The sequence below is a fragment of the Vibrio pomeroyi genome, from assembly GCA_041879425.1.
GTDB lineage: Bacteria > Pseudomonadota > Gammaproteobacteria > Enterobacterales > Vibrionaceae > Vibrio > Vibrio pomeroyi_A.
In genome coordinates this window covers 3,031,480-3,058,390 of sequence record CP090854.1, presented here as the reverse complement: position 1 = coordinate 3,058,390, position 26,911 = coordinate 3,031,480, and the positions used below count along the sequence as shown (strand labels likewise).

20 protein-coding genes and 1 pseudogene are annotated in these 26,911 nt (G+C 45.7%); 11 read left to right on the top strand and 10 right to left on the bottom strand.

Going from position 1 to position 26,911, the window contains the following annotated elements:
- Positions 1 to 103: 103 nt before the first annotated feature.
- A complete protein-coding gene (nadC, locus tag L0992_13285; protein XGB66684.1) occupies positions 104 to 994 on the bottom strand; it encodes a carboxylating nicotinate-nucleotide diphosphorylase in 891 nt (296 codons plus the stop codon).
- An 83-nt stretch (positions 995 to 1,077) separates the two neighbouring features.
- On the opposite strand from nadC, the pseudogene ampD reads away from it, so the two are divergent.
- The 5 genes and pseudogenes from ampD to lpdA all read left to right on the top strand — a co-directional run bounded on the left by ampD (position 1,078) and on the right by lpdA (position 9,240).
- Positions 1,078 to 1,678, top strand: a pseudogene (ampD, locus tag L0992_13280) (1,6-anhydro-N-acetylmuramyl-L-alanine amidase AmpD).
- A gap of 483 nt (positions 1,679 to 2,161) precedes the next feature.
- Positions 2,162 to 2,923: a pyruvate dehydrogenase complex transcriptional repressor PdhR gene (gene pdhR, locus L0992_13275; protein XGB66683.1), complete on the top strand. Its 762-nt coding sequence runs from the start codon at positions 2,162 to 2,164 to the stop codon at positions 2,921 to 2,923.
- A 62-nt stretch (positions 2,924 to 2,985) separates the two neighbouring features.
- Positions 2,986 to 5,649, top strand: a complete 2,664-nt coding sequence (gene aceE / locus L0992_13270; protein ID XGB66682.1) for a pyruvate dehydrogenase (acetyl-transferring), homodimeric type — start codon at positions 2,986 to 2,988, stop codon at positions 5,647 to 5,649.
- 26 nt (positions 5,650 to 5,675) lie between these two features.
- Positions 5,676 to 7,568 carry a pyruvate dehydrogenase complex dihydrolipoyllysine-residue acetyltransferase gene (gene aceF / locus L0992_13265; GenBank protein XGB66681.1) on the top strand — a complete coding sequence of 631 codons (1,893 nt, stop codon included), beginning with the start codon at positions 5,676 to 5,678 and terminating at the stop codon, positions 7,566 to 7,568.
- A gap of 241 nt (positions 7,569 to 7,809) precedes the next feature.
- Positions 7,810 to 9,240, top strand: a complete 1,431-nt coding sequence (gene lpdA, locus L0992_13260) for a dihydrolipoyl dehydrogenase (GenBank protein XGB66680.1) — start codon at positions 7,810 to 7,812, stop codon at positions 9,238 to 9,240.
- Between the two features lie 374 nt (positions 9,241 to 9,614).
- Here the strand turns inward: lpdA and L0992_13255 are convergent, their stop codons facing one another.
- On the bottom strand, positions 9,615 to 10,220 hold the full coding sequence (locus L0992_13255) for a TetR/AcrR family transcriptional regulator (protein ID XGB66679.1): 606 nt from the start codon (positions 10,218 to 10,220) through the stop codon (positions 9,615 to 9,617).
- Between the two features lie 337 nt (positions 10,221 to 10,557).
- On the opposite strand from L0992_13255, the gene hpt reads away from it, so the two are divergent.
- On the top strand, positions 10,558 to 11,088 hold the full coding sequence (gene hpt, locus L0992_13250) for a hypoxanthine phosphoribosyltransferase (protein ID XGB66678.1): 531 nt from the start codon (positions 10,558 to 10,560) through the stop codon (positions 11,086 to 11,088).
- Between the two features lie 69 nt (positions 11,089 to 11,157).
- On the opposite strand, the gene can is transcribed toward hpt, so the two are convergent.
- Positions 11,158 to 11,826 carry a carbonate dehydratase gene (gene can, locus L0992_13245; GenBank protein XGB66677.1) on the bottom strand — a complete coding sequence of 223 codons (669 nt, stop codon included), beginning with the start codon at positions 11,824 to 11,826 and terminating at the stop codon, positions 11,158 to 11,160.
- Between the two features lie 286 nt (positions 11,827 to 12,112).
- On the opposite strand from can, the gene L0992_13240 reads away from it, so the two are divergent.
- The 3 genes from L0992_13240 to L0992_13230 all read left to right on the top strand — a co-directional run bounded on the left by L0992_13240 (position 12,113) and on the right by L0992_13230 (position 15,750).
- Positions 12,113 to 13,744, top strand: a complete 1,632-nt coding sequence (locus L0992_13240) for a SulP family inorganic anion transporter (protein ID XGB68735.1) — start codon at positions 12,113 to 12,115, stop codon at positions 13,742 to 13,744.
- A 316-nt stretch (positions 13,745 to 14,060) separates the two neighbouring features.
- Positions 14,061 to 14,978 carry an ABC transporter ATP-binding protein gene (locus L0992_13235; protein XGB66676.1) on the top strand — a complete coding sequence of 306 codons (918 nt, stop codon included), beginning with the start codon at positions 14,061 to 14,063 and terminating at the stop codon, positions 14,976 to 14,978.
- A 1-nt stretch (position 14,979) separates the two neighbouring features.
- Complete coding sequence (locus L0992_13230) at positions 14,980 to 15,750, top strand: ABC transporter permease (GenBank protein ID XGB66675.1); 771 nt, start codon at positions 14,980 to 14,982, stop codon at positions 15,748 to 15,750.
- A gap of 137 nt (positions 15,751 to 15,887) precedes the next feature.
- Here L0992_13230 and panC read toward each other — a convergent pair whose 3' ends face one another.
- The 7 genes from panC to sfsA all read right to left on the bottom strand — a co-directional run bounded on the left by panC (position 15,888) and on the right by sfsA (position 21,974).
- Positions 15,888 to 16,778, bottom strand: coding sequence for a pantoate--beta-alanine ligase (gene panC, locus L0992_13225; GenBank protein ID XGB66674.1), 891 nt, complete (start codon positions 16,776 to 16,778; stop codon positions 15,888 to 15,890).
- A gap of 8 nt (positions 16,779 to 16,786) precedes the next feature.
- Positions 16,787 to 17,581, bottom strand: coding sequence for a 3-methyl-2-oxobutanoate hydroxymethyltransferase (panB, locus tag L0992_13220; protein ID XGB66673.1), 795 nt, complete (start codon positions 17,579 to 17,581; stop codon positions 16,787 to 16,789).
- 22 nt (positions 17,582 to 17,603) lie between these two features.
- Positions 17,604 to 18,089 (bottom strand): 2-amino-4-hydroxy-6-hydroxymethyldihydropteridine diphosphokinase, encoded by a 486-nt coding sequence (gene folK, locus L0992_13215; protein ID XGB66672.1) that lies wholly within the window; start codon positions 18,087 to 18,089, stop codon positions 17,604 to 17,606.
- On the bottom strand, positions 18,086 to 19,441 hold the full coding sequence (pcnB, locus tag L0992_13210) for a polynucleotide adenylyltransferase PcnB (protein XGB66671.1): 1,356 nt from the start codon (positions 19,439 to 19,441) through the stop codon (positions 18,086 to 18,088). Before pcnB ends, folK begins: the two co-directional genes overlap by 4 nt.
- Positions 19,442 to 19,624: 183 nt before the next feature.
- Positions 19,625 to 20,500, bottom strand: a complete 876-nt coding sequence (gene gluQRS / locus L0992_13205) for a tRNA glutamyl-Q(34) synthetase GluQRS (protein ID XGB66670.1) — start codon at positions 20,498 to 20,500, stop codon at positions 19,625 to 19,627.
- Positions 20,501 to 20,648: 148 nt separating this feature from the next.
- A complete protein-coding gene (dksA, locus tag L0992_13200; GenBank protein ID XGB66669.1) occupies positions 20,649 to 21,095 on the bottom strand; it encodes an RNA polymerase-binding protein DksA in 447 nt (148 codons plus the stop codon).
- Positions 21,096 to 21,230: 135 nt separating this feature from the next.
- On the bottom strand, positions 21,231 to 21,974 hold the full coding sequence (sfsA, locus tag L0992_13195; protein ID XGB66668.1) for a DNA/RNA nuclease SfsA: 744 nt from the start codon (positions 21,972 to 21,974) through the stop codon (positions 21,231 to 21,233).
- 94 nt (positions 21,975 to 22,068) lie between these two features.
- Between sfsA and hrpB the strand changes: the two genes are divergently transcribed.
- Together hrpB and mrcB are read left to right on the top strand one after the other, a co-directional pair.
- A complete protein-coding gene (gene hrpB / locus L0992_13190; protein ID XGB68734.1) occupies positions 22,069 to 24,507 on the top strand; it encodes an ATP-dependent helicase HrpB in 2,439 nt (812 codons plus the stop codon).
- The gene (gene mrcB, locus L0992_13185; GenBank protein ID XGB66667.1) at positions 24,504 to 26,903 is read left to right on the top strand and encodes a penicillin-binding protein 1B; all 2,400 of its coding nucleotides are present in this window, start codon (positions 24,504 to 24,506) and stop codon (positions 26,901 to 26,903) included. The genes hrpB and mrcB overlap by 4 nt, the downstream gene beginning before the upstream one ends.
- Positions 26,904 to 26,911: the final 8 nt, after the last annotated feature.

The following is a 26,911-nucleotide window of genomic DNA, read 5'->3' as shown; positions in this document are numbered from 1 at the left end:
GCGATCAACTTAAATAACGGCTTGAAATACTGACAATTAAGGTAATAAAAAGGCACTGTCATTAACAGTGCCTTTAGCGATAACTTATTTATTATTCAGTAAATTACGCTTTGAATCTCATTGATAGATCCATTGCTTTTAGGTGCTTAGTTAATGCACCTACCGAGATGTAATCAACACCCGTTTCAGCAAACTCTGCAATCGTATCTAGTGTCACGTTGCCAGAGTTCTCTAGTGCAGCACGACCCGCATTAATCTTAACGGCTTCACGCATCATGTTTGTGGTGAAGTTGTCTAGCATGATGATGTCTGCACCAGCGTTGATCGCTTGCTCTAGCTCTTCTAGGCTCTCTGTTTCCACTTCAACAGGCTTACCTGGGTTAAGCTCTTTTGCTGTTGAGATAGCTTTCTCAATGCCACCACAAGCGATGATGTGGTTTTCTTTAATTAAGTAGGCATCGAAAACACCGATACGGTGGTTGAAACCGCCGCCACAAGCGACTGCGTATTTTAGTGCGCTGCGCAAGCCAGGAATCGTTTTACGAGTATCTAACAGGCGGCACTCTGTGTGTTTGATTTTGTCAGCATAGATAGCGGTTGCTGTCGCACAACCAGATAGCGTTTGAATGAAGTTCATTGCGTTACGCTCACCAGTTAATAGTGCGCGCGCTGGACCGGTTAGGGTGCAAAGCGTTTGGTTTGGTTCAACCTTATCGCCATCTTCGACGTTCCACTCGATAGTTACTTCACCGCCTAGCTGTTTAAACACCTCATCAGCCCATGCTTTACCACAGAATACGCCGTATTCACGAGTGATGATGGTTGCGCTGTTGATCGCGTCTGCTGGGATTAGACTTGCTGTGATGTCAGCCGCTGGATCTAACGTACCGCCTAGGTCTTCTTTGATTGTTTCTGCGACTGCTCGAGTGATCTCGAGAGGCAGTTGCTCTTTTAAGTAGTCAAGGCGTTGGTGGCTGTTATGTGTGTTTTTCATCGCAAATCTAATCTTGAAAGGGAGTGGGAATGGAATGATACTCTTGCTTAACTTCAAATTAAAGAGGCTAGCGTGACTGCTCCATGGGCAAGGTCACAATCTACTGTGCTAGCAAAAAAAGAAAGTGAGACCAAGATGACGATCTGCTCCAACGGATGGTACGACAACGCTCGGCATGTTCCTTCCCCGTATTTTGATGTAAGGCCTAGTGTTGATGATATCTCTCTGCTGGTGGTTCACAACATTAGCCTGCCACCGGGCCAATTCGGTGGTCCTTATATTGAGCAGTTTTTTATGGGCAAGCTAGACCCCGCTGAGCATCCCTTTTTTAAGGTGATTCATCAAATGCGTGTGTCTGCACACTGCTTGATTCGTCGCGATGGTGAAGTGGTGCAGTTCGTTTCTTTCCTTGATCGAGCTTGGCACGCCGGCCAGTCGAGTTTTGCAGGGCGTGAAAGGTGCAATGATTATTCGATTGGTATTGAACTGGAAGGCAGTGACTTTGTTGCCTATACCGAGCTGCAATATCAAGCACTGACCCAGTTAACGGAATCACTGGTATCAAGCTTTCCTCAGATCACCAATGAACGCATCACTGGCCATCAATATATTGCACCTCTGCGCAAAACTGACCCAGGTTTGGTTTTCGATTGGCAGAAGTTTAAAGGTAAGCTGAACTTTTAGGCTTTCATTTTCTTTATGGCTCTGTTGATTACAGAGCCTTAGATAGTCAACGCTGAGCATAATTACTTGTGAATTTTTGTTGTTGCGATGTAAAGAAAGTGGTTGAAGGAAGGGCATCAATAAATCGAGAGTGTGACGAGCTTATCAAACACTCATATATTAAAACTTATGAACAGAATTTCCCTCCCAAATGTGCGCTTGGTTCGATTTTTAACCGAGTTAGGCTAATCTTTCTGAAACAATTCATTTTTATCCTGAAACTTTCTAGCACGAATCCTCCCCAAAAGTATTACCCCTGTAAATGGTAAGACCAATTTGGTTGCTGTTTTAAATTTCATTTGTTAAATCACGGTTAATTCACACTGCATTCTATGATGCAGGTCAATTTTACGCTGGACAGTGGCGTTTTAATTATGTTAATTTCTGCCCAACTTAAAATTGGTATTACCAATTGTCAGCGAAGAAAAAGAAGAACAACAAACTATGGCTTATCAAAGGATTCGTCAGCCAAAACTCTCCGATGTTATCGAACAAGAGTTAGAAAGGTTGATAGTGGAAGGAACACTGGCTCCAGGGCAGCAGCTGCCGCCTGAGCGTGAACTGGCGAAACAGTTCGATGTGTCTCGTCCTTCAATCCGAGAAGCGATACAACGTTTAGAAGCAAAACGCTTGCTTACTCGCCGTCAAGGTGGAGGTACGTTTGTTAGCGAAAATATCTGGAAAAGCTTTTCAGATCCTTTGCTTAATTTGTTGTCCTCCCATTCTGAAACCCAACTAGACTTGTTGGAATCGCGTCATGCGATGGAAGGGATTTCGGCTTACTTCGCGGCATTGCGTGGCACTGATGAAGACTTTGCTCGAATTCAAGCATGCCAAGATAAAATTCATGGCGCGCAAGATAAGGGTGATATTGAAGCCGAATCTGCAGCGGTGATGGCTTTTCTTATTGCTTTAACAGAGGCAGCGCACAATGTGGTGTTATTGCACATTGTTCGTAGTTTGGCTCCGTTACTCGAACAAAACGTCTTAGAGAATTTAAAGCTGTTGCATCGTCGTAAAGACGTTGTGGAGAAAGTGAGTATACATCGAGCTAACATTGTAGATGCGATTGTTTCAGGGCAGCCAGAACAGGCACGTGAAATGTCACACTCTCATTTAGCTTACATCGAAGAAACATTGCTGGATTTGACGAAGGAAGAGTCGCGCCGCGAACGTTCTCTACGTCGAATTCAACAGGGTAAATAGTCGTAATACTTCGACTTTTTACGTGTTTAGTAGAATCCAACTAACAAAAAGGATAGATCGCCATGTCTGACATGAAGCATGACGTTGATGCTCTGGAAACTCAAGATTGGTTAGAAGCTCTTGAGTCAGTAGTACGTGAAGAAGGTGTAGAACGTGCACAGTTTTTACTAGAACAAGTTCTAGATAAAGCGCGTTTAGATGGTGTTGATATGGCTACAGGCATCAACACAAACTACATCAACACAATTCCAGCAGCACAAGAGCCAGCTTACCCTGGTGACGTAACTCTTGAGCGTCGTATTCGTTCGATTATTCGCTGGAACGCAATCATGATCGTATTGCGTGCTTCTAAGAAAGACCTAGACCTTGGTGGTCACATGGCTTCTTACCAGTCAGCTGCAGCGTTCTACGAAGTATGTTTCAACCACTTCTTCCGTGCTCCAAACGAGACTGACGGTGGCGATCTAGTTTATTACCAAGGTCACATCTCTCCAGGTATCTACTCTCGTGCATTCGTTGAAGGTCGTCTAACTGAAGAGCAGCTAGATAACTTCCGTCAAGAAGTTGATGGTAAAGGTATCCCTTCTTACCCGCACCCTAAACTGATGCCTGAGTTCTGGCAGTTCCCTACAGTATCTATGGGTCTAGGTCCGATCTCTGCGATCTACCAAGCTCGTTTCCTTAAGTACCTAGAAGGCCGTGGTCTTAAAGATACTTCTGCTCAACGTGTATACGCTTTCCTAGGCGACGGTGAGATGGATGAGCCAGAATCACGTGGTGCTATCTCTTTCGCTGCGCGTGAGAAGCTAGACAACCTATGTTTCCTAATCAACTGTAACCTACAGCGTCTAGACGGCCCTGTAATGGGTAACGGTAGCATCATCCAAGAACTTGAAGGCCTATTCAAAGGTGCAGGTTGGAACGTTGTTAAAGTTATCTGGGGTAGCAACTGGGATTCTCTACTAGCTAAAGACACTACTGGTAAGCTTCTTCAACTAATGAACGAAACTATCGATGGTGACTACCAGACATTCAAATCTAAAGATGGCGCATACGTACGTGAGCACTTCTTTGGTAAGTACCCAGAAACAGCTGCACTAGTTGCAGACATGACTGATGACCAAATCTTCGAACTGAAGCGTGGTGGTCACGATTCTTCTAAACTGTTCGCTGCATTCAACAATGCAAAAGAGACAGGTGGCAAGCCAACAGTAATCCTAGCTAAGACAGTTAAAGGTTACGGCATGGGTGAAGCTGCAGAAGGTAAGAACATCGCTCACGGTGTTAAGAAGATGGACATGACTCACGTACAATACCTACGTGACCGTCTAGGCCTACAAGACATCCTTTCTGATGAGAAAGTGTCTGAGCTTCCTTACCTGACTCTTGAAGAAGGTTCTGCAGAGTACGAATACCTACATGCTCGTCGTAAAGCCCTACAAGGTTACACGCCAGCACGTCTGCCAAAATTCACTCAAGAATTCAAAGTTCCTGAGCTAGACGCATTCGCACCTCTACTAGGTGAACAGAAGCGTGATATCTCTACAACTATGGCTTATGTACGTACGCTAAACATCCTTCTTAAAGATAAGAACATTGGTAAGAACATCGTTCCTATCATCTGTGATGAAGCTCGTACATTCGGTATGGAAGGTCTATTCCGTCAGGTTGGTATCTACAACCCACACGGTCAAGAATACACACCTGAAGATAAAGGCATCGTTTCTTACTACAAAGAAGCAACGTCTGGTCAAGTACTTCAAGAAGGTATCAACGAGCTAGGTTCTATGGCTTCATGGGTTGCAGCTGCAACTTCATACAGCACGAACGACCTACCAATGATCCCATTCTACATCTACTACTCAATGTTCGGTTTCCAACGTATTGGCGACATGGCATGGCTAGCAGGTGACCAACAAGCTCGTGGCTTCCTACTAGGTGCTACAGCTGGTCGTACAACACTGAACGGTGAAGGTCTACAGCACGAAGATGGTCACTCGCACATCCAAGCGAACACTATCCCTAACTGTATCTCTTACGACCCAACGTTCGCTTACGAGCTAGCAGTAATCATGCAAGACGGTATCCGTCGCATGTACGGTCCTGAGCAAGAGAACGTTTACTACTACCTAACAGTAATGAACGAGAACTACGCAATGCCAGCAATGCCAGAAGGCGCTGAAGAAGGCATCCGTAAAGGTATCTACAAGCTTGAATCTCACGCTGGTGCTAAGGGCAAAGTTCAACTAATGAGCTCTGGTACTATCATGAACGAAGCGCGTAAAGCTGCTGAAATTCTAAGCGAAGAGTACGGCGTAGCATCTGACGTATTCTCAGTAACGTCGTTCAACGAGCTAACTCGTGACGGCCAAGCGGTAGAGCGTGACAACATGCTTCACCCAGAAGCTGAAGAGAAAGTACCGTACATCACAACTGTTCTTGGTAAAGAACCTGCAATCGCAGTGACTGACTACATGAAGAACTACGCTGAGCAAGTACGTGCGTACATGCCAACTGAGTCTTACAAAGTACTTGGTACAGATGGTTTCGGCCGCTCTGACAGCCGTGCAAACCTACGTCGTCACTTCGAAGTTAACGCTGGCTACATCGTAGTTGCAGCTCTAACTGAACTGGCTAAACGTGGTGACATCGAGAAATCAGTAGTTGTTGAAGCAATTGCTAAGTTCGATATCGACACTGAAAAAACTAACCCGCAATACGCATAAGACTGGCATTAAGGTAGGTAAATACAATGACAATCGAAATTAATGTACCAGACATCGGTGCTGACGAGGTTGAAGTAACTGAGATTCTTGTAAACGTTGGCGACAAGGTTGAAGAAGAGCAGTCACTGATCACTGTTGAAGGCGACAAAGCTTCAATGGAAGTTCCAGCGTCTCAAGCGGGTATCGTTAAAGAAATCAAAGTAGCAGAAGGCGATTCTGTTTCTACTGGTTCTCTTATCATGATCTTCGAAGCGGAAGGTGCTGCAGCAGCACCGGCTGCGCCAGCAGTTGAAGCGGCGGCACCAGTTGCTGCAGCTCCTGCAGCGGCAGCTGAGCTTAAAGAAGTTCACGTACCAGATATCGGCGGTGATGAAGTTGAAGTAACTGAAATCATGGTTGCTATCGGTGATGCAGTAGAAGAAGAGCAATCTCTTCTTACTGTTGAAGGCGACAAGGCTTCAATGGAAGTTCCTGCACCATTCGCTGGTATCGTTAAAGAAATCAAGATCGCTTCTGGTGATTCAGTTTCTACTGGTTCTCTAGTAATGGTATTCGAAGTGGCTGGTTCAGCACCTGCAGCAGCTCCGGCTCCTGCGGCGGCAGCACCAGTTGCAGCTGCTCCAGCAGCATCTGCTGAGAAAGAAGTAAACGTTCCTGATATCGGTGGTGACGAAGTAGAAGTTACTGAAATCATGGTAGCGGTTGGCGATACAGTAGAAGAAGAGCAATCTCTAATTACTGTTGAAGGCGACAAAGCTTCAATGGAAGTTCCTGCACCATTCGCTGGTACAGTAAAAGAAATCAAGATTGCAGCTGGCGACAAAGTGTCAACTGGCTCTCTAATCATGACTTTCGTAGTTGAAGGCGCAGCTCCTGCTCCTGTTGCAGCACCTGCACAAGCAGCAGCTCCAGCGGCGGCACCAGCTCCTAAAGCAGAAGCACCTGCAGCGGCTCCAGCAGCAGCTGGCGACTTCCAAGAGAACGGCGACTACGCGCACGCTTCTCCAGTTGTTCGTCGTCTTGCTCGCGAATTTGGCGTTAACCTTTCTAAGGTTAAAGGTACTGGTCGTAAGAGCCGTATCCTTAAAGAAGACGTTCAGTCTTACGTTAAAGATGCACTTAAGCGTCTAGAGTCTGGTGCAGCAGCATCTGGCAAAGGCGGCGACGGTTCTGCTCTTGGTCTACTACCATGGCCAAAAGTTGACTTCAGCAAGTTCGGCGAAACTGAAGTTCAGAAACTTTCTAAGATCAAGAAGATCTCTGGCGCAAACCTACACCGTAACTGGGTAATGATCCCTCACGTTACACAGTGGGATAACGCAGACATCACTGAGCTAGAAGCATTCCGTAAAGAACAGAACGCAATCGAAGCGAAGAAAGACACTGGCATGAAGATCACTCCACTTGTGTTCATCATGAAAGCTGTTGCTAAAGCGCTAGAAGCATTCCCAGCGTTTAACTCTTCTCTTTCTGAAGATGGCGAAAGCATCATTCTTAAGAAGTACGTAAACGTGGGTATCGCTGTTGATACACCAAACGGTCTAGTTGTTCCTGTATTCAAAGACGTGAACAAGAAAGGCATTTACGAGCTATCTGAAGAGCTAATGGCTGTTTCTAAGAAAGCACGTTCTGGTAAGCTAACAGCGGCAGACATGCAAGGCGGTTGTTTCACAATCTCAAGCCTTGGTGGTATTGGCGGTACTGCATTTACTCCAATCGTAAATGCGCCAGAAGTAGGTATCCTAGGTGTATCTAAGTCCGAAATTAAGCCAGTTTGGAATGGTAAAGAGTTCCAACCACGTCTACAGCTTCCACTGTCTCTATCATACGATCACCGTGTGATCGATGGTGCTGAAGGTGCACGCTTCATTACTTTCCTAAACAGCGCACTATCTGACATTCGTCGTCTAGTACTGTAATTGAGAAAGTAATTATTAAGGTGGCTTTCGGGTCACCTTAATTCTTTATATAAAGACTATTTTTAGAGAACAGTTTCCCGCATTTCTCATAAAGCGGAAGGGAATTGTTGTCTAGCTCACAGGCTAACTTAAAGCTACTTTCACACTGTTAACATCTCTGTAAAATGTTTCCTGTTTGAAAGCCCAATAATTTAAGAACATCCACTCAGCCTGTTAGGGATAATGACTACAAGAGGTCACAATGAGCAAAGAAATTAAAGCCCAAGTTGTTGTACTTGGTTCAGGTCCTGCTGGTTACTCAGCTGCATTCCGTTGTGCGGATTTAGGTCTAGAAACAGTACTAGTTGAACGTTACAGCACTCTTGGTGGTGTATGTCTAAACGTTGGTTGTATTCCATCAAAAGCACTTCTTCACGTTTCTAAAGTAATCGAAGAAGCTAAAGCGATGGCAGAGCACGGCGTTGTATTCGGCGAGCCACAAACGGACATCAGCAAGATCCGTATCTGGAAAGAAAAAGTAGTAGACCAGCTAACTGGCGGTCTTGGCGGCATGGCTAAGATGCGTAACGTAACTGTTGTTAACGGTTTCGGTAAGTTCACAGGTCCTAACAGCATTCTTGTTGAAGGCGAAGGCGAAGCAACAACTGTTAACTTCGACAACGCAATCATCGCTGCGGGTTCTCGCCCAATCAAGCTTCCTTTCATCCCACATGAAGACCCACGTATTTGGGATTCTACGGATGCACTTGAGCTGAACGAAGTTCCTGAGAAACTGCTTATCATGGGCGGTGGTATCATCGGTCTTGAAATGGGTACGGTTTACCACTCTCTAGGTTCTAAAGTAGACGTAGTTGAGATGTTCGACCAAGTTATCCCTGCAGCGGATAAAGACATCGTTAAAGTCTTCACTAAGCGTATTAAGAACAAGTTCAAGCTAATGCTTGAAACTAAAGTTACTGCAGTTGAAGCGAAAGAAGACGGTATCTACGTTTCAATGGAAGGCAAGAAAGCACCAGCTGAAGCTGAGCGCTACGATGCAGTTCTTGTTGCTATCGGTCGTGTTCCAAACGGTGCACTTATCGACGCTGAAAAAGCTGGTATCGAAGTTGATGAGCGCGGCTTCATCAATGTTGATAAGCAAATGCGTACTAACGTTCCTCACATCCACGCGATCGGTGACGTTGTTGGCCAACCAATGCTTGCTCACAAAGGTGTGCATGAAGGGCACGTAGCTGCTGAAGTTATCTCTGGTAAGAAGCACTACTTCGACCCTAAAGTAATCCCATCAATTGCGTACACTGAGCCAGAAGTTGCTTGGGTAGGTAAGACTGAGAAAGAAGCGAAAGCGGAAGGCCTGAACTACGAAGTTGCTACTTTCCCTTGGGCTGCTTCTGGTCGTGCAATCGCTTCTGACTGTGCAGACGGTATGACTAAGATGATCTTCGATAAAGATACTCATCGCGTAATCGGTGGTGCTGTTGTTGGTACTAACGGTGGTGAGCTTCTTGGTGAAATCGGCCTAGCAATCGAAATGGGTTGTGACGCAGAAGATATCGCTCTTACTATCCACGCTCACCCAACTCTACACGAGTCTGTTGGTCTAGCTGCGGAAGTATTCGAAGGTTCAATCACTGACCTTCCAAATAAGAAAGCAGTGAAAAAGAAAAAGTAAATACTCTTCATACTTGAAGCCGCAGCGTTGTTAACTGCGTAAGTTCACCCTAATCACATAGTAAATCTATGCTCATAGGGCTGAACTTACTTGTTGCCTAGCTGCAACTCCAATTATTTTGAGTATATCTAGATTATAAAAGCCGCTGATTAGTCAGCGGTTTTTTTATGTCTGAAGTAAGGAGCAGGAGTGTTTCACTCCGAGATGCGAGTACGCTGCGCTCCGTGATACGAAGAGCGAGTGCTAAAACAAAAAGGGTTGACCCATTAGGTCAACCCTTCACAATTCTTCTCGAATCTCGAATCTCGAATCTCGAATCTCGAATCTCGAATCTCGAATCTCGAATCTCGAATCTCGAATCTCGAATCTCGAATCTATTTATAGATGCACAACATGTTTAAGTAGCTATCCGTTAAGCTTGAAAGCTCTTCTGGCGTTTCTACACGTTTCGCTTGAATGAATAGCGAGTAGCAGATGCCGTGGAATAGATTCGCTAGATGCTTAGGATCGTGATCATCGCAAACTTCGCCGCGTTCAATCGCTTTGCTAAACATGTTCTGTACTAACATTTGGTTAGTGCGGTTAGTGGTTACGAATAGAGGCCATACTTCATCGCGAGTCGATGCGCTCCATTCGAACCATACATTCAACCAATGGCTATCTTGAGCCACTAACGTCACCATTTCAGTCGCAATATTATGTAGGTTTTCTTTTGCGTGAATATCTAAGTCGATATTGTCTGAAAGGAAGTTAGAGAATTGGCGTACAACGTGATTCAGTACTTCATCAACCAGATCTTCACGGGTTGGGAAGTAGTTAAATACGGTCGCTACAGATACCTGAGCAATATCTGCAATGTCTGCGTGTCCACCACGGCCAATGCCACGGCGAGAGAACACTTCAAGTGCGATTTCCATCAATTGAAGTTTTCTTTTTAGGGGTGAAAGCCTAGTTCTAGGTCTCTTAGAGATTGAGTCCATTTTGTTTTCCTTGCCAACGAATTTCTTATATTAATGATTTTATTATTATTTAAGCCAAGATGAGTGTAATGGTGCATATGCGAATGGTCAATCCTTTGAGCTTATTTAATAGACAGTTACATCAAACTTGATACATAAAGCGTGATCAGTATTGATGTGAAAGGAAGCGAGTATCGGGCAAGGCAGTAACGTACATTATCGTTGATAATCTGACAGTAAATTTGAACCATAAGGTGGTGTGGGTATTTGAGCAGTGCTAGACTTACGCACAAATTGAGCGGCGCCGATGGCAGAACTGTCTACACTTGTCGCAATCACCAAATAAAATGAGAGCAGTATGAAGCATACAGTTGAAGTCATGATCTCTGAGCAAGAAGTTCAGGATCGAGTGAACGAACTAGGCAAACAGATCACGGAACACTACAAGGGTAGTGAAGATCTAGTTTTAGTTGGCTTATTACGTGGATCTTTTGTCTTTATGGCGGATCTTGCTCGTGCTATCGATTTAACTCACCAAGTTGATTTCATGACCGCATCTAGCTACGGCAACGGCATGGAAAGCTCACGTGATGTTCGTATTTTGAAAGATCTGGATGATGATATCCAAGGTAAAGACGTTCTGCTTGTTGAAGACATTATCGATACAGGTAACACACTGACTAAAGTGAAAGAGATTCTGAGCCTACGTGGTCCTAAATCTATCGAAATCTGTACGCTACTAGACAAGCCTTCTCGTCGTGAAGTGACGGTGGATACTAAGTGGATCGGTTTTGAAATCCCTGACGAATTCGTTGTGGGTGTAGGTATCGACTACGCACAGAAATATCGTCACCTGCCGTACATCGGTAAAGTTGTACCTCAAGAGTAATCATTACGCTTGTCGAATAGAAGTCATTAAAAAGCCCGCATCAAGCGGGCTTTTTGTATTTATAGCGGTCTAGCCTTGCTGGCTAAGAAGAGGCGTCGTTAAGATTTTATTCAATGCCTCTAAATGACTGTTCTCTAGGGTATCGTTACTCGAGCAACGTACGCCAAGGTCTTGTAACTTGCCATCGCCAATGCCGTAAACCACACCGTGGATTTCAACCTCTTGGCCTCGCTCCCATGCGTTCTGCATAATGGTTGAGTTACCTAGGTTATAAACCTGCTCTGCGACGTTGATCTCGCACAGCTTGTCACCCCACTGTTCACGAGGAAGCCCCTCGATCTGCTTACGGTATTTTAGGTAATTGTCGCGGATGTGAAGTAACCAGTTATTGATTAGGCCAAGTTTAGGATTATCAATCGCCGCGTTAACACCGCCACAACCGTAGTGGCCACAAACAATAATGTGCTTCACTTTGAGTACATCGACCGCGTACTGCACAACAGACAGGCAGTTTAGGTCGGTATGAACCACTTGGTTAGCAACATTTCGATGAACAAACAGTTCGCCAGAATACAAACCAGTGAGACGCTCGGCCGGTACACGGCTATCAGAGCAGCCGATCCATAGGAAACCAGGGTTTTGACCCTCTTCAAGCGTTGTAAAATACTCTGGTCGCTCTGAGCGAATTTCTTCAGACCATTTAGAGTTGTTTTCAAAAAGCTGTTTAATCTCTGGCATTTTGCGTCTTACATCCCTTAATTAAGAATCACAACTATACACAATGTTACAAATTCAATCTCGTAAAAACTGTGTCAATTAGTACTCATCTGACGTGTTCTAGTGGTTAAAATCATGAACTTAGCTTAGAAGCTATAATCCGGTTATAAGACATGAATAATGTGATTGAATTAACACTTTCTGAACACTTGATACATTTGTTAAAGTGATAAGGTTTGTCATTTCATCATCAGGAAGGTGTGTTTTGTTTGGAAGTCGTTTTACGGATATCAATCTCAAAGGGGATATGTTTGGCGGTGTGACTACAGCCATCATCTCACTGCCTTTAGCGTTGGCATTTGGTGTTGCTTCTGGGGCTGGTGCTGAAGCAGGCCTTTGGGGCGCGATTATGGTCGGCCTATTTGCCGCTTTGTTTGGCGGTTCAAGCAGCCTGATATCTGAGCCAACCGGCCCGATGACAGTGATCATGACAGCAGTAATGACGAGCATGGTCGCTAAATATCCTGAAACCGGAATGGCAATGACCTTTACCGTCGTGATGATGGCGGGTGCGTTTCAAATATTACTTGGCACGTTAAAGCTCGGGAAATACGTTACTTTGATGCCATATAGCGTGATCTCCGGTTTTATGTCGGGTATTGGCGTTATTCTAATTATCCTTCAACTATCGCCATTGCTCGGGCACGCCGCCCCCTCTGGTGGAGTGATGGGCACACTCTCCGCGCTTCCTGATACGCTAGCAAACCTAAAAGTGAGCGAACTGTTTTTAGGTGCTTTGACGCTCGGTATTCTGTTTGGCTTCCCTGCTAAGTATCGTAAGTATGTGCCCGCACAACTAGTCGCGTTAGTGGCTGTGACTCTGCTGTCTGTTATCTTCTTCGATACCGATTCTATTCGCCGCATTGGTGAAATCCCCGCCGGGCTACCTTCTCTTGTTATTCCAACTATCAGCGCTGAGCAGTTCACTACCATGGTTATTGATGCCTTAGTGCTTGGTACTCTCGGTTGTATTGATACGCTTTTGACTGCGGTTATTGGTGATTCACTGACTCGTAAAGAGCATGATTCTGATAAAGAGCTTCGAGGGCAGGGCATTGCCAATATGCTTTCTGGCCTGTTCGGTGCACTGCCTGGTGCGGGCGCGACTATGGGCACCGTGACCAACATTCAAGTTGGCGCACGATCTCCACTCTCTGGTGTAATTCGTGCCTTAGTATTAGCACTAGTCGTTTTGGTCGCTGGTGGTTTAACCGAGCCCATTCCTATGGCGGTGCTGGCAGGTATTGCTATGTACGTTGGCTTCAATATCCTTGACTGGAGTTTCATTCAGCGCGCGCACAAGGTGAGTTACGCAGGCATGGGCGTGATGTATGGCGTAATGCTGCTCACTGTATTTGTTGATCTGATTATTGCTGTTGGGCTTGGTGTCTTTATCTCGAATATCCTGATTATTGAAAGGCTAAGTCGAGAGCAAGCCAGACAAGTTAAGGCGATCAGTGATGGAGATGATGAAGACGATATCCCACTCACTGATAGTGAACGTCAGCTGCTCGATAGCGCGAATGGTAAAGTTCTGTTCTTCTATCTTTCAGGGCCAATGATCTTCAGTGTTTCTAAGGCGATTTCGCGCCAGCACTCGAGTATCTCTGACTATGAAGCGATGATTCTAGATTTAACGGACGTTCCGATGATTGATGTAACCGTTGGTCTAGCGCTGGAGAATGCCATCAAGGATGCCCTAGATGCTCAGTGTGAGGTGTACTTGTTGTGTCCAAACGAGAATACACGTCAGCAACTTGAGAAATTCCATGTAATTGACTTGGTTCCAGAATCCAATACTTACCGATTCAGATACGAAGCGCTGACAGCTGCAACCAGTTATGTTGAAAGAGACGAGCACCAGTTTGAGTCAGTCTAAGCTTCAGCGATGAACTTATTTGATTAATCGATTCTTCATTTAATTCTGATAAAAATGCCGTTAAGCGAATGACTTAGCGGCATTTTTTTATTTATCGAGCACATTCATTTTCTCTAGTTAGCTTAGAACCTCCACTGTTTTAAAAAGAAAGCACGAATCGATATTTGTGTTCATCGTCAATCAACGATAAACTTGTTCGCAAAATGGCCGAGTAAACAAATCTTGGGTTAGCTTTCCGCTAGTTCGTTTTACGTTTCACTCTCTTCCTCATGCTCGGTCATCAACATCTATCTATAGCAAATGGCAGTCTATCTCTATGTATGCATTAGAAATTGAGCAATTAAGAAAAACTTATGCTGGGGGCTTTGAGGCTCTTAAAGGCATTAGTTTACAAGTAGAAAAAGGCGATTTTTACGCACTACTTGGTCCAAACGGTGCGGGTAAGTCGACCACCATCGGTGTAATCTCTTCACTGGTTAACAAGACTTCAGGCAAGGTTAAAGTGTTCGGCTACGACATTGATACTGATCTGGAGTTGGCGAAACAAAACCTAGGTTTAGTGCCTCAAGAGTTTAACTTTAACCCGTTTGAAACTGTTGAGCAGATCGTTTTGCAACAGGCTGGTTACTACGGTGTGCCGAAAGCTCTTGCGAAAGAACGAGCGAAAAAGTATCTATCTCAACTCGATCTGTGGGAAAAACGTAGCGAACGTGCGCGCAACTTGTCTGGTGGTATGAAGCGTCGTTTGATGATTGCTCGAGCTCTGATGCATGAGCCGCAGCTGCTGATTCTTGATGAGCCAACTGCGGGTGTCGATATTGAGCTGCGTCGTTCTATGTGGGAGTTCCTGAAAGAGATCAACGAGAAGCAGGGCATTACCATTATCTTGACCACGCACTACCTAGAAGAAGCGGAAATGCTGTGTCGTAATATCGGTATCATCAATCGTGGTGAGCTGATTGAGAACACAACCATGAAAGCGTTGCTAGGTAAGTTGAGTGCCGAGACCTTTATTTTGGATCTTGAAGAGGGCGCGACTGAACCTAAGCTAGAAGGCGTGAATAGCCAAGTGATGGTAAACGGCTCACTAGAAATTGAGATCGACAAGAACCTCGGCTTGAATACCATCTTCGCTCAGTTGAGCGATCAACAGGTTAAAGTCCTCTCTATGCGTAACAAAGCAAACCGTCTAGAAGAGCTATTCGTGAGTATTGTCCGTGAGGGGAGTAAATAATATGTACAGCCTATATTGGACAGCCTTCTGTAGTTTATTAACTAAAGAGATCAATCGTTTTACGCGTATCTGGGTGCAAACTCTAGTGCCGCCAGCGATTACCATGACACTTTACTTCATCATCTTCGGTAACCTGATTGGTGCGCGCATTGGTGAAATGAACGGCTTTAGCTACATGGAATACATTGTTCCTGGTTTGATCATGATGTCGGTGATCACCAACTCATATTCAAATGTGGCGTCGTCGTTCTTTAGTGCAAAGTTCCAAAAGAACATTGAAGAGTTGCTTGTCGCACCTGTCCCTAACTACGTGATTATCGCGGGCTTTGTAATGGGTGGCGTCGTGCGTGGTTTGTTAGTCGGTACTATCGTAACCTTCGTATCATTGTTCTTTGTTGACCTACAAGTCGATCATTGGGGCGTGATTATTGCGACGGTATTCCTAACTTCAGTCGTGTTCTCACTGGGGGGGCTTATTAACGCGGTGTTTGCTCGCACGTTTGATGACATCTCGATTATCCCTACCTTTATCTTAACGCCACTGACTTATCTTGGCGGTGTGTTCTACTCGATCAGTCTATTGCCTGAGTTTTGGCAAGGTATATCGAAGCTGAACCCTATCGTGTACATGGTAAACGCGTTCAGATATGGCTTCTTGGGTGTGTCTGATGTGGGTATTGTGACGTCATTTGGCGTGCTAGGTGTGTTTATCGTGGTGCTGTATGGCATCGCACATTACCTAGTGACGAAGGGTATCGGCTTACGTAGTTAATACCAATCGTAGTAAATAACGGGTTATCCTGAATAACAGACAAAGAAAAAGGTCGATATTACATCGACCTTTTTTGTTTTTTCGTTTGTGCTTTTGCTTTGCGTTAGAAGCTGGTTTACGCAAAGAGAAGAACGCGATTACTCAGCCGTTTCTTCTTTCACTTCTTCTTTCGTTTCCGTTACCAAATCAAGAACTTGGTTGTCGATAAGACGAGTCTTACCTAGGAAGGCTGACATAAGAATCACTGCTTGAGTTGATTCTGAAGTGATGGCTTGTAGAGTCTTAGCGTCACAGATGAAGATCTCATCTGGTTGCAGATCTGCTGCGCGAAGCTGGTCTGTTGCATCTTCAATCACTGATGCGTAATCATCGCGACCGCCGCGAATTGCGCTGCTGATCCAACGCATGGTGCGCGCTAGAACAGGTGCGCGTTGGCGCTCATCAATGGTGAGATTGCTATTGCGAGAGCTCATTGCCAAACCGTCCATTTCACGAACCGTCGCGACACCCACAACTTCAATGTCTAACGCTAAGTCAGTCGTCATCTGACGAATCACAGCAAGTTGCTGGAAATCTTTCTCGCCGAAGCATGCAAAATCTGGCTGAACGATATTGAACAGTTTAGTGACAATCGTTGAGACACCGCGGAAGTGACCCGGACGCGAAGCACCTTCAAGCATGTGAGAGATTCCCGGGACTTCAACAAACGTCTGCTTGTCTAATCCTTCTGGGTACATAACCTCTGGCGTTGGTGTAAATACCAGTTCAACCCCTTCGCCTGTTAGTTTGCTTAAATCAGCTTCTAACGTACGAGGGTAGTTGTTTAGATCGTCAGCACGGTCAAACTGCATTGGGTTAACAAAGATGCTTACCACAACAATGTCAGCCAGCTCGCGCGCTTTCTTTACCAGAGTTAAGTGGCCTTCATGCAGGTTTCCCATTGTCGGAACAAAAGCAACCGTACGTCCATCACGCTTAAACTGTTTAATCTGCTCACGAAGAGCCGCTATTTCAGCAAAAGTTTGCATACTTACTCCTAAGCGATTGTATGAGCTTCATCAGGGAAGCGCGCGCTCTCTACTTCTTCTTTGTATAGAGCTACTGCCTTACGCATGTCACCTGTTTCAGCTAGGAAATTCTTAGAGAATTTCGGCATGTAATTCGCAGAAATACCGAACATGTCATGCATAACAAGGATCTGACCATCGGTAACGTTACCTGCGCCGATACCGATAACCGGTACGTCACAAGCTTCTGTAATTCGTTTTGCTAATGAAGCTGGTACACATTCAAGTAGAACGATTTGTGCGCCTGCATTTTGCAATGCTAGAGCATCAGCAACCATTTTATCGGCTTGCTCGTCGTCACGGCCTTGAATCTTGTAACCACCAAAGATGTTCACAGACTGAGGCGTTAAGCCCAAATGTGCACAAACTGGTACTGCACGCTCTGTTAGCATTTTCACAGTATCAACCAACCAGCTTCCGCCTTCGATTTTTACCATGTTCGCGCCAGCACGCATTAAGGTTGCAGCGCTCTCACAAGCTTGCTCTGGAGTCGCGTAGCTCATGAAAGGCATGTCAGCCATCAGAAGGCAGTTAGGGCTACCTGCACGCACTGAGCGCGTATGGTAAGCAATCTCTTCAACGGTAACTGGTAATGTGTCGTTATGGCCTTGTAGAACCATACCCAGTGAATCACCGACAAGTAGCACTGGCATTTCTTGGCTTTCGAATAATTGAGCAAAGCTCGCATCGTAAGCTGTCGAAGTCGCGAATTTACGGCCTTCAGTTTTGCATTTGATAAGGTCGTTAATGGTTACTTTTTTCATTGGTTTTCCTTAATGCGTTTGGCTATTGCTGCCAAACATTGAGCCCGTTCTTATCTACTATTTTGAGTAGCTCTGTCAGCTCAGTCCCATCAGGGAGTTGTAAACTTGGTGCGATTTCAGCAAGCGGGTAGAGTACAAACTCTCGTTCTTTCATTCCGTAATGAGGAACGATTAAGCGCTCTGAATCGATCACCTCATTGCCGTATAACACAATGTCGAGATCCAAGGTTCTTGGACCCCAACGCTCGTCTTTACGGACGCGCCCTTGCTCTAGCTCGATTTTTTGAGTGCAATCAAGCAGTTCAATTGGCGTTAATTCGGTTTGGATTGCCACCACCGCGTTGATGTAGTCCGGTTGATTTTGCGGTCCCATTGGAGTGCTACTATATAGCTGAGAGGTCGCAATAAACGTTGATCGCGGTAGGCTTTTTAGCGTTTCGATAGCCAAATTTGCTTGGCTAACTGGGTCGGCAAGGTTGCTGCCGACCGCAATGTAAGCAGTGATCATTCTGATTGCTTACTCTTTTTGTTTCGGTAAGTCTTACGGCGACGATTACCTGACTTTGCTGGCGCTGCTACATCATTAGCCATGGCTTGGCGCATATTGCGACCGGCTGTTTGGTAGCGCTCCCACCATTTCGCTAGATCTTTGGTTTCGCCACCTTCAATCTCACCACGCATTTCTAGGAAATCGTAGCCTGCACGGAACTTGTTTAGCTCCATTAGGCGAACGGCACGTTTACCGTTGCGGCGAGGCAGTCGTAATTGCAGCTGCCAAACTTCACGAATGGTTGCTGTGTGACGACGAGGGATTGCAATAGATTTAACTTGCTGGTCAAGGATGATGTTGCTTGCTTCCATGATCGCATCGTAGTGCGCCATGCCTTGCTCTGCGACTAGCTTGTCTGCCAACTTGTTCATTGGGTACCAAAGAATCGCAGCAAACATAAACGCAGGGTTTACGCGTTTACCATCTTCGATGCGAAGGTCAGTCGAGTCGAGTACCAAGTCAAGCATCTGTTCTGTATGAGAGTCGTAATCTTCAGTGAAGAACTCAGCGATTGCTGGGAACATCTGTTGGAACAGGTTGTATTCGCGCATCAGGTGGTAGGTTTCTAAACCATGGCCTGATTGAAGCAATTTAAGAGATTCTTCGTAAAGACGTGCCGCTGGGATATCTTTTAGAAGGTGCGCCAGTTCTTCAATTGGATCGGCTGTGTCTTCTTCAATATCGAAGTCCAGTTTAGCGGCGAAGCGCATTGCACGTAGCATACGTACTGGGTCTTCGCGGTAGCGTGTTTCTGGATCGCCGATTAGACGGATCAGTTTGTCTTCTAAATCTTCTACACCACCTGCGTAATCGTGGATGCTGTAGTCTGCAATGTTGTAGTACATCGCGTTGATTGTGAAATCGCGGCGCTCTGCATCTTCATCAACACTGCCGTATACGTTATCGCGTAGCAGCATGCCTTCTTTAGATTGTGCAGACACGTTTTTCGATGGCTCTTGATGGTGACCACGGAAAGTGGCTACTTCGATGATGTCACGACCAAACATGATGTGCGCCAAGCGGAAACGGCGACCGATTAGGCGACAGTTTCTGAAAAGGTTCTTGATTTGCTCTGGCGTTGCGTTGGTCGCAATATCAAAATCTTTTGGCTGAGAGCCTAATAGGATATCGCGTACACCACCACCGACTAAAAACGCGTCAAAACCCGCACCATTCAGGCGATATAACACTTTTAGTGCGTTGTCGCTGATCTGCTTGCGTGAAATATTGTGCTCTTGACGAGTATAAATATTCAGAGCTAATTCGTGGAATCCGCGTTGTTCGCTTGGGGTATTGTCGTTTGTATTCATTAGTTTAGAACAAAGTAGGTATCGCCAACTTTGTTTTTCTCTTAGTCCAAAGTGGTAGTGCAGAGTTTAATTGCGGCTAATAATAGCTTAGCGCGAGCCATTTGAGAACATCGTCTGCTTAACCACTGTGGTAGGTTATGGCATTTTTATGTGTCGTTTTTGCTATTTGCCGTGAATTTCGAGCTAATTACAGTGCTCTTTTTGTAAACTATCAGGTAACTGATTGACGTTCCATTGTTGGCAGCCCCACAATAAAATCTCATCGATTGAAGCCTCACAAATAGCCTCAGGAATAGTGAAACCTAAGAATTGCATGGCATTAAGTAGTGTTGGTTTTGGGTTGTCGAGATCGATGGCTGTGGCGTGGTTCTGTTTTGACAGTTTATTCCCCAAGCCATCGGTTGCCAATGGTAAGTGCAGGTAACTGACGGTTTTTTGCTTGAGTGTCTTATACAAACTGATTTGTCGACCTGTTGGTTCGATTAGGTCAGCGCCTCTAACAACTTCTGTCACCCCTTGGTCGATATCATCAAGGACAACCGCCAAGTTATAAGCAAACAATCCATCTCGGCGTTTGATAATGAAGTCTTCTTCCGCCAATGCCTTAGGTATCTGGATTGTACCGTGACGAACATCGTCAAACGACTCGACAGGATAATCCATGCACAAGCGTACTGCTTGCTCACCTGAATCAATCAAACCTACGTGTCTGCAGTGACCATTATAGAAACCACCTAAGGCTTTTATCTGTTTACGAGTGCATTGGCAGTAATAGGCTTGTTTATCAGCGACCCATTGATCAATTTGCGCTTGATACATGTCGTGACGTTGACTTTGATAGACGACTTCGCCATCCCAAAAGAGATGGTAAGCCTCAAGCGTCTTAAGAATCAGGTCTGCAGCTCCAGCCATTTCTCTTGGTGGGTCTAAGTCTTCCATACGAACCAACCACTTTCCTTGGTTAGATTTCGCTTGGAAGTAGCTACCAAGAGCAGCAACAAGTGAGCCAAAATGAAGAGGACCTGACGGTGATGGTGCAAAGCGCCCGATATAATTCATGTGTGAACAACCTAATCTGGATGGTACCGCAGTAGCCGATTCTTAAGACGTTTAACTGTCGTAGTATTGTTTCTAACTCGCGCTTTAACGCGCTGAGATAACCAACAAAAAAGGGAGCCAAAGCTCCCTTTCTTTATATCTGCAAGAATTAACCTTGCATCTGTTTCTCTTTGATCTCTGCAAGTGTTTTACAGTCAATACAAAGGTCAGCAGTTGGACGAGCTTCAAGGCGACGAATGCCAATCTCGATACCGCAAGAATCACAGAAGCCGAAATCGTCTTCTTCGATCTTGTCTAGTGTCTTTTCAATTTTCTTGATTAGACGACGCTCACGGTCACGGTTGCGTAGCTCTAGGCTGAATTCTTCTTCTTGAGAAGCACGGTCAACTGGGTCTGGGAAATTCGCTGCTTCGTCCTGCATGTGGTGAACAGTACGATCAACTTCTTCCCTGAGCTGGTTGCGCCAAGCTGCTAAAATTTTTGTAAAATGTTCCGTTTGCTCAGGTGACATGTATTCTTCACCTGGCTTTTCTTGGTACGGTTCAACACCTGCGATGGCTAGGATGCCTAGCGCTTTTTTCTTAGATTCTGGCATACAGCATCTCCTATTTACACCTAGTCAACTGCAAAGCAGCTAATTTTAAGGCGGGTATCTATAGCAGAAAGAACGAATGGTGGCAAATACTCTTATTCAAACTTGCAATCAATGTGATTTGTTCAACATCTTTGTTCAGTTATTGATAAATTCAACAGATTGTTTTAGTTGTATTTGAGTACTGCTGAGCTCTGCTTTATAGCAAAGCACTTCAACTCCAGCGTCTTGTGCTTGTTTTAGTAATAACGAATATTTGGCGTCTATATGGTGTGCCGCAGACACTTTTTCAATACCTGAATGCAAAACAGTGAATAAAAGTACGGCTCTATTTCCAGATTCGACCATTTCTGTGAGTTCACGCAGATGTTTTTGGCCTCTGGTGGTGACCGCATCAGGGAAAAAACCTTGTCCTTCGGTAGAGGCCTCTTGCTTAGTTGACACTTGTTGCTCGTCGAGCAAAGTGACGCTTTTTACTTCGATGTAACAAGGTGGCTTTTCGTTATCTTCAAGCAGAATGTCAATTCGACTATTCTCGCTACCATACTTCACTTCGGTTCGTAACGCGTTATAACCTAAGAGTTCAACTATAGTCCCATTTTCAATTGCTTCCACCGCTAGCTGGTTTGCTCGCGCAGTATTTACACAAATACGGTGACCTTTGTCTGTTTCTGAGATCTCCCAGCTGTTTGGGTACTTTCTTTTTGCATTATCAGATGTTGAGTACCAAACGGTGTTACCTGGGGTCGCACATCCTGTCATCGCTCCAGTGTTAGCACAGTGAATCGTACGCTCGCTGCCGTCTGGAAGTTTGATGTCGGTGAGGAAACGTTTATAGCGTTTGATAAGAGTCGCTGACTCTAATGGTGGATTGAAGTGCATATTACTTATTTAGACGAGTAGGTTTTTATGTACAATGTTGCCAACATTACACCACAAGGTTCTCCCATTGCCACAACTGCCCATAGAAGCTGTGATGCCAGATCTGCTCGCTGGCGTAGAAACACACACTCAACTTATTCTTAAGGCCGCTCCCGGTGCAGGTAAGTCAACATTCTTCCCTTTACAACTGGTTAAGACTAATGCCGTTCAAGGCAAAATTATCATGCTTGAACCTAGGCGTTTGGCGGCAAGAAATATTGCGACTTACTTGGCGAGCCAATTGGGAGAGAAGGTCGGGGAGAGCATAGGTTTTAGAGTTCGTGGTGAATCTAAAACCAGCAGCACAACGCGCTTGGAGATCGTTACCGAAGGGATCATGACAAGAATGATCCAAACCGACCCTGAATTGACTGGGGTGGACATGGTGATCTTCGATGAGTTTCACGAACGAAGTATTCATGCCGATACCGCTTTGGCTTTTAGCCTAGAGATCCAAGATGCGCTACGTGATGATCTGAAAGTGGTTGTGATGTCGGCAACTTTAGATCAACAAGCGCTGCAGTCTTTATTGCCGAATGCCAAATATGTTGAATCTCAGGGTCGTACTTTCCCGGTCGACTTCCGCTATCAACCTCTGAATACCAATGAATATTTAGCCCCAAAAATGGCGAATGTAATTCGCTCTTTGATGGAGAAGGAATCCGGTTCGTTGTTAGCATTCTTGCCTGGAGTGTCTGCGATTAAGCAGGTGGAGTCGCAATTAGAACAACTCTCTAGCGATATCGATGTGTGCCCTTTGTATGGTCAACTCAGTTTTTCTCAACAGCAGAAGGCGATAGCACTGTCTGAGACAGGGCCTCGAAAAGTGGTGTTGGCCACCAATATTGCTGAAACCTCTTTGACCATTGAGGGCATTCGCTTAGTGGTGGACTCAGGTCTTGAACGAGTCGCCAAGTTTGATTTGAAAACCGGCATCACCAAGCTTGAGCAAGTGAAAATCTCGCAGTCTTCCGCTGAACAGCGTGCAGGCCGTGCAGGGAGAATTGAGGAAGGCCTGTGTGTTCGCTTGTACAGCGAAACGCAGTTAATGCAGCAACCCGCTGTACCGGAGCCTGAAATTCTACATTCGGATCTCTCTTCATTGGTGGCTGAGTTGACGCAATGGGGCGCTGCAAATGCAGACGAGTTGCAATGGCTAGATATTCCGCCACAAGCTTCAGTTGAGCAAGCCAAGCAACTGCTGCAAAGCCTTGAGCTATTAGACAACAATGGCCAATTTACGGCGCTAGGTAAACAGGCTCAACGATTAGGTCTTGAGCCACGTATCGCCAGCATGCTGATAAAAGCGCAACAGAACAGCCCATCATTGCTGAATGCTGCGATTGTCGCCGCTGCTTTACTTGAAGAGCCTGAACGCAACGTCACCGATATTCAGCATTCGTTGCACCGACTTAAGCAAAGAAAGCATTCGAAAAACAGCGTGGTGATGCAGCGAGCGAAAAGTCTCGCCAGCAAACTCAATCATCACGTAGATTTGTCACAACTTGACGAATCATTGTTACCATTAGTGCTTTGTTTTGCATTCCCTGACCGAATAGCTCAAGCGAGAAGTGCAACCAGTAGTGCTTTCCTTCTTACGAATGGTCACGGCGCTGAGGTGCGTGATGATGATCCATTGGCGAATAACGATTACATCGTGGTGATTGATTTGATGCGCAGCACAGGGCGAGCCAGTCAGATTTTCTTGGCAACTGCTGTCGATATTGCGCAGTTAGAAGAAGCGTTTCCAAAACTCTTTGCCTGTTCAGATTATGCGGATTGGGATGAAAAACGTGGACGCTTAGTTGTCGAGCAGCGAGTCTCTTTAGGCAAACTGATTATCAGCACCAAAGCGTTACCAGAGCCGAGTGCGAATCAGGCGAGCCAAGCGCTACTCAATTATATCGCTCGATGTGGGCTTGACCATTTACATTGGACGCCTGCTGCGAAGCAGCTAGTTGAACGCGTACGTTGCGCCCAGCTTTGGATGCCAGAGCATGATTGGCCTGCGATGGATAATGCTAGCTTAATGGAACATCTAGATACTTGGTTATCGCCGTATTTGAATGGCATTAAGTCAGCAAAAGGGTTGTCGAATGTTTCCATTGAACAAGCACTGTCGGCGTACCTTAGTTGGCCGTTGAATCAAGAAATCGACCAATGGTTACCGACGCATTACGTGATGCCTACAGGCAGTAAAAAAGCGATTCGATACCAATATCAATCGGAGCCTGTGATCTCGGTGCGAATGCAAGAAGTCTTTGGTGAACAAGACTCACCATTGATAGCGCAAGGTCGTAAAAAAGTCGTGCTTGAGTTACTTTCTCCAGCGCAGCGACCACTGCAAATCACTCAAGATTTAGCTGGCTTTTGGGCTGGCGCGTACAAAGAAGTACAAAAAGAGATGAAAGGCCGTTACCCAAAACATCCTTGGCCCGATGACCCTGCTAACCATGTAGCAACCACTAAAACCAAACGACAGTTGAACCGATGATGACCAAAATGTTAACGCCAAAAAAGGCACCACCTAAAAAAGCGCCAGCAAAGAAGTCACCAGCGACCAAAGCCAAGCCTCGAAAACCGAGAGCTGCCGCGAAGAAGACCAAACCAAGAGCCAAAAAAACGGGCAACCGAGGCTGGTTGAAGCTCCTTTGGGGCATCGCGTGGAAAGCGGGCTTAGCCTTGGCTGCGCTATTGTTGTTCGTCGGTATCTACCTAGATTCGGTGGTCAAGCAGCGCTTTGAAGGTCAATTGTTTGATTTGCCTACCGTTGTTTATGCTCGCGTGTTGGACCTGTCTCCGGGTACTGCGGTGAGTTTGACACAGGTTAAGAATGAGCTAGATGTGCTTAATTACCGTAAGGTGAATTCTCCTCGTCACCCGGGTGAGTACTCTTCTTCTTCAACCAAGATTGAGATGATTCGTCGTCCGTTCGAGTTTGTCGATGGGCCGGAAGCCGACCGTCACGTGATGTTGCACTTCAATGGCAATGAATTAACCCGAATCCAGTCGTTAGAGAAGAAAGGCGACATGGGCTATCTGCGTGTTGAACCGAAAATGCTGGGTATGCTTGAGAAAAGCAACGATGAGCAACGACTGTTCTTAAAACGTAACCAGTTCCCAGAAGTGATGGTTGATGCGCTACTGGCGACCGAAGACCGAAACTTCTACCAACACGATGGGGTTTCGCCATTGGCGATCGCTCGTGCGATGGTGGTAAACGTTAAAGCCGGACGTACGGTACAAGGTGGTAGTACGCTGACTCAACAGTTGGCGAAGAACTTGTTCCTCTCTAGTGAACGCACATTGTGGCGTAAGGTTCGTGAGGCCTACATTGCGCTTATCTTGGATCATCGTTACAGCAAAGACCGTATCCTAGAGGCTTACTTAAATGAGGTTTACCTAGGGCAAAATGGTGGGCAAGCGATCCATGGCTTCGGTTTAGCGTCTCGCTTGTACTTCGGTCAGCCCATTCAAGAGCTCCGCATTGATCAACTAGCATTGTTGGTGGGTATGGTGAAAGGACCTTCGTATTACAATCCGGTTCGTTATCCTGAGCGGGCTAAGACTCGACGCGATTTGGTTCTTCGCTTATTGATGCAGCAAGACATATTAACTCCGCGACAATACGAAGAAGCGGCGAGTCGTGATTTGGATATTCAAGACAATCCACGTATTGCTAGCCGTCAGCCAGCTTACTTCCAACAAGTCAATATTGAGCTTAAGAAGTATGTCGGTGATCGATTTGAAGCGAAAAAAGGGATTCGAGTCTTCACCTCTCTGGATCCGGTTTCCCAAGACAAGTTAGAGAAGTCGATTGCACGCAAGGTGCCTGATTTATCGAAAACCGCAGGTAACAAACTGGAAGCAGCAGCTATTGCCGTAGATAGAAATACCGGTGAAATTCGAGCTATGGTTGGTGGTAAGCGTACTGGCTACGATGGCTTTAACCGTGCCTTGAACGCGAGTCGTCCTATTGGTTCTTTAGTTAAGCCTGCAATCTACTTAACCGCATTGGAACAACCTGATAAGTACACACTTGCGACAACATTGATGGATACGCCATTAAGCTTGAAAGGCAGCAAAGGAAGTGTGTGGAGCCCAAGAAACTTCGATCGTAAGTTCCGTGGAGATGTGCCCTTGTATGTGGCGCTTTCTAAGTCTTATAACGTACCTACGGTTCGCTTAGGTATGCAGTTAGGCATTGATAGCGTCTCCGATACGATTGGAAAACTGGGCGTCGATAAGAATGAAATTCGTCCAGTGCCATCGATGTTTTTGGGTTCGTTCTCACTGACTCCGTTCCAGGTGGCACAGATGTACCAAACCATCACCAACTCTGGCCGTATCGCACCTTTGTCTGCGCTTCGTTCGGTGGTTGATAATGATGGTGAGGTTCTGTATCAGTCGATTCCTCGTGTATCACAGAGCGTTGACCAGCAAGCGGCTTGGCTAACCACCTACGCGATGAAGCGTGGTGTGTCGGAAGGCACGGGGCGCTTCCTACAAGGTCAGTTTGCATGGGCTGGTTTAGCCGGTAAAACAGGCACCAGTAACGACAGCCGAGACAGTTGGTTTGTTGGAGTTGACGGTCGTGAGGTGACGACGATTTGGCTCGGGCGTGATGACAATAAACCGACTAAACTCACAGGTTCTAGCGGTGCGCTGCGTGTCTATGCTGATTACCTGAAGCAAAGAACACCAGAACAGTTATTGCTGCCTTGGCCGACAGGGATTGCGACCGCCAGCTTTACTCGAACTCCCGAAGGGGCTTTAGAGTTTGACTGTGATGGTACCGTAAAATTGCCAGTTTGGGATGAAAGCGGGAATATTAAAAAGGGCTGTGAAAGTCAACCAAAACAGTGGCTAAAGAAGCTTTTTCAGTGGTAAAGTCGTAA

Coding starts and splice junctions, on each gene's coding strand:
- nadC (XGB66684.1), bottom strand. CDS start 994: ATGAAAAACACACATAACAGCCACCAACGCCTTGACTACTTAAAAGAG.
- pdhR (XGB66683.1), top strand. CDS start 2,162: ATGGCTTATCAAAGGATTCGTCAGCCAAAACTCTCCGATGTTATCGAA.
- aceE (XGB66682.1), top strand. CDS start 2,986: ATGTCTGACATGAAGCATGACGTTGATGCTCTGGAAACTCAAGATTGG.
- aceF (XGB66681.1), top strand. CDS start 5,676: ATGACAATCGAAATTAATGTACCAGACATCGGTGCTGACGAGGTTGAA.
- lpdA (XGB66680.1), top strand. CDS start 7,810: ATGAGCAAAGAAATTAAAGCCCAAGTTGTTGTACTTGGTTCAGGTCCT.
- L0992_13255 (XGB66679.1), bottom strand. CDS start 10,220: ATGGACTCAATCTCTAAGAGACCTAGAACTAGGCTTTCACCCCTAAAA.
- hpt (XGB66678.1), top strand. CDS start 10,558: ATGAAGCATACAGTTGAAGTCATGATCTCTGAGCAAGAAGTTCAGGAT.
- can (XGB66677.1), bottom strand. CDS start 11,826: ATGCCAGAGATTAAACAGCTTTTTGAAAACAACTCTAAATGGTCTGAA.
- L0992_13240 (XGB68735.1), top strand. CDS start 12,113: ATGTTTGGCGGTGTGACTACAGCCATCATCTCACTGCCTTTAGCGTTG.
- L0992_13235 (XGB66676.1), top strand. CDS start 14,061: ATGTATGCATTAGAAATTGAGCAATTAAGAAAAACTTATGCTGGGGGC.
- L0992_13230 (XGB66675.1), top strand. CDS start 14,980: ATGTACAGCCTATATTGGACAGCCTTCTGTAGTTTATTAACTAAAGAG.
- panC (XGB66674.1), bottom strand. CDS start 16,778: ATGCAAACTTTTGCTGAAATAGCGGCTCTTCGTGAGCAGATTAAACAG.
- panB (XGB66673.1), bottom strand. CDS start 17,581: ATGAAAAAAGTAACCATTAACGACCTTATCAAATGCAAAACTGAAGGC.
- folK (XGB66672.1), bottom strand. CDS start 18,089: ATGATCACTGCTTACATTGCGGTCGGCAGCAACCTTGCCGACCCAGTT.
- pcnB (XGB66671.1), bottom strand. CDS start 19,441: ATGAATACAAACGACAATACCCCAAGCGAACAACGCGGATTCCACGAA.
- gluQRS (XGB66670.1), bottom strand. CDS start 20,500: ATGAATTATATCGGGCGCTTTGCACCATCACCGTCAGGTCCTCTTCAT.
- dksA (XGB66669.1), bottom strand. CDS start 21,095: ATGCCAGAATCTAAGAAAAAAGCGCTAGGCATCCTAGCCATCGCAGGT.
- sfsA (XGB66668.1), bottom strand. CDS start 21,974: ATGCACTTCAATCCACCATTAGAGTCAGCGACTCTTATCAAACGCTAT.
- hrpB (XGB68734.1), top strand. CDS start 22,069: ATGCCAGATCTGCTCGCTGGCGTAGAAACACACACTCAACTTATTCTT.
- mrcB (XGB66667.1), top strand. CDS start 24,504: ATGATGACCAAAATGTTAACGCCAAAAAAGGCACCACCTAAAAAAGCG.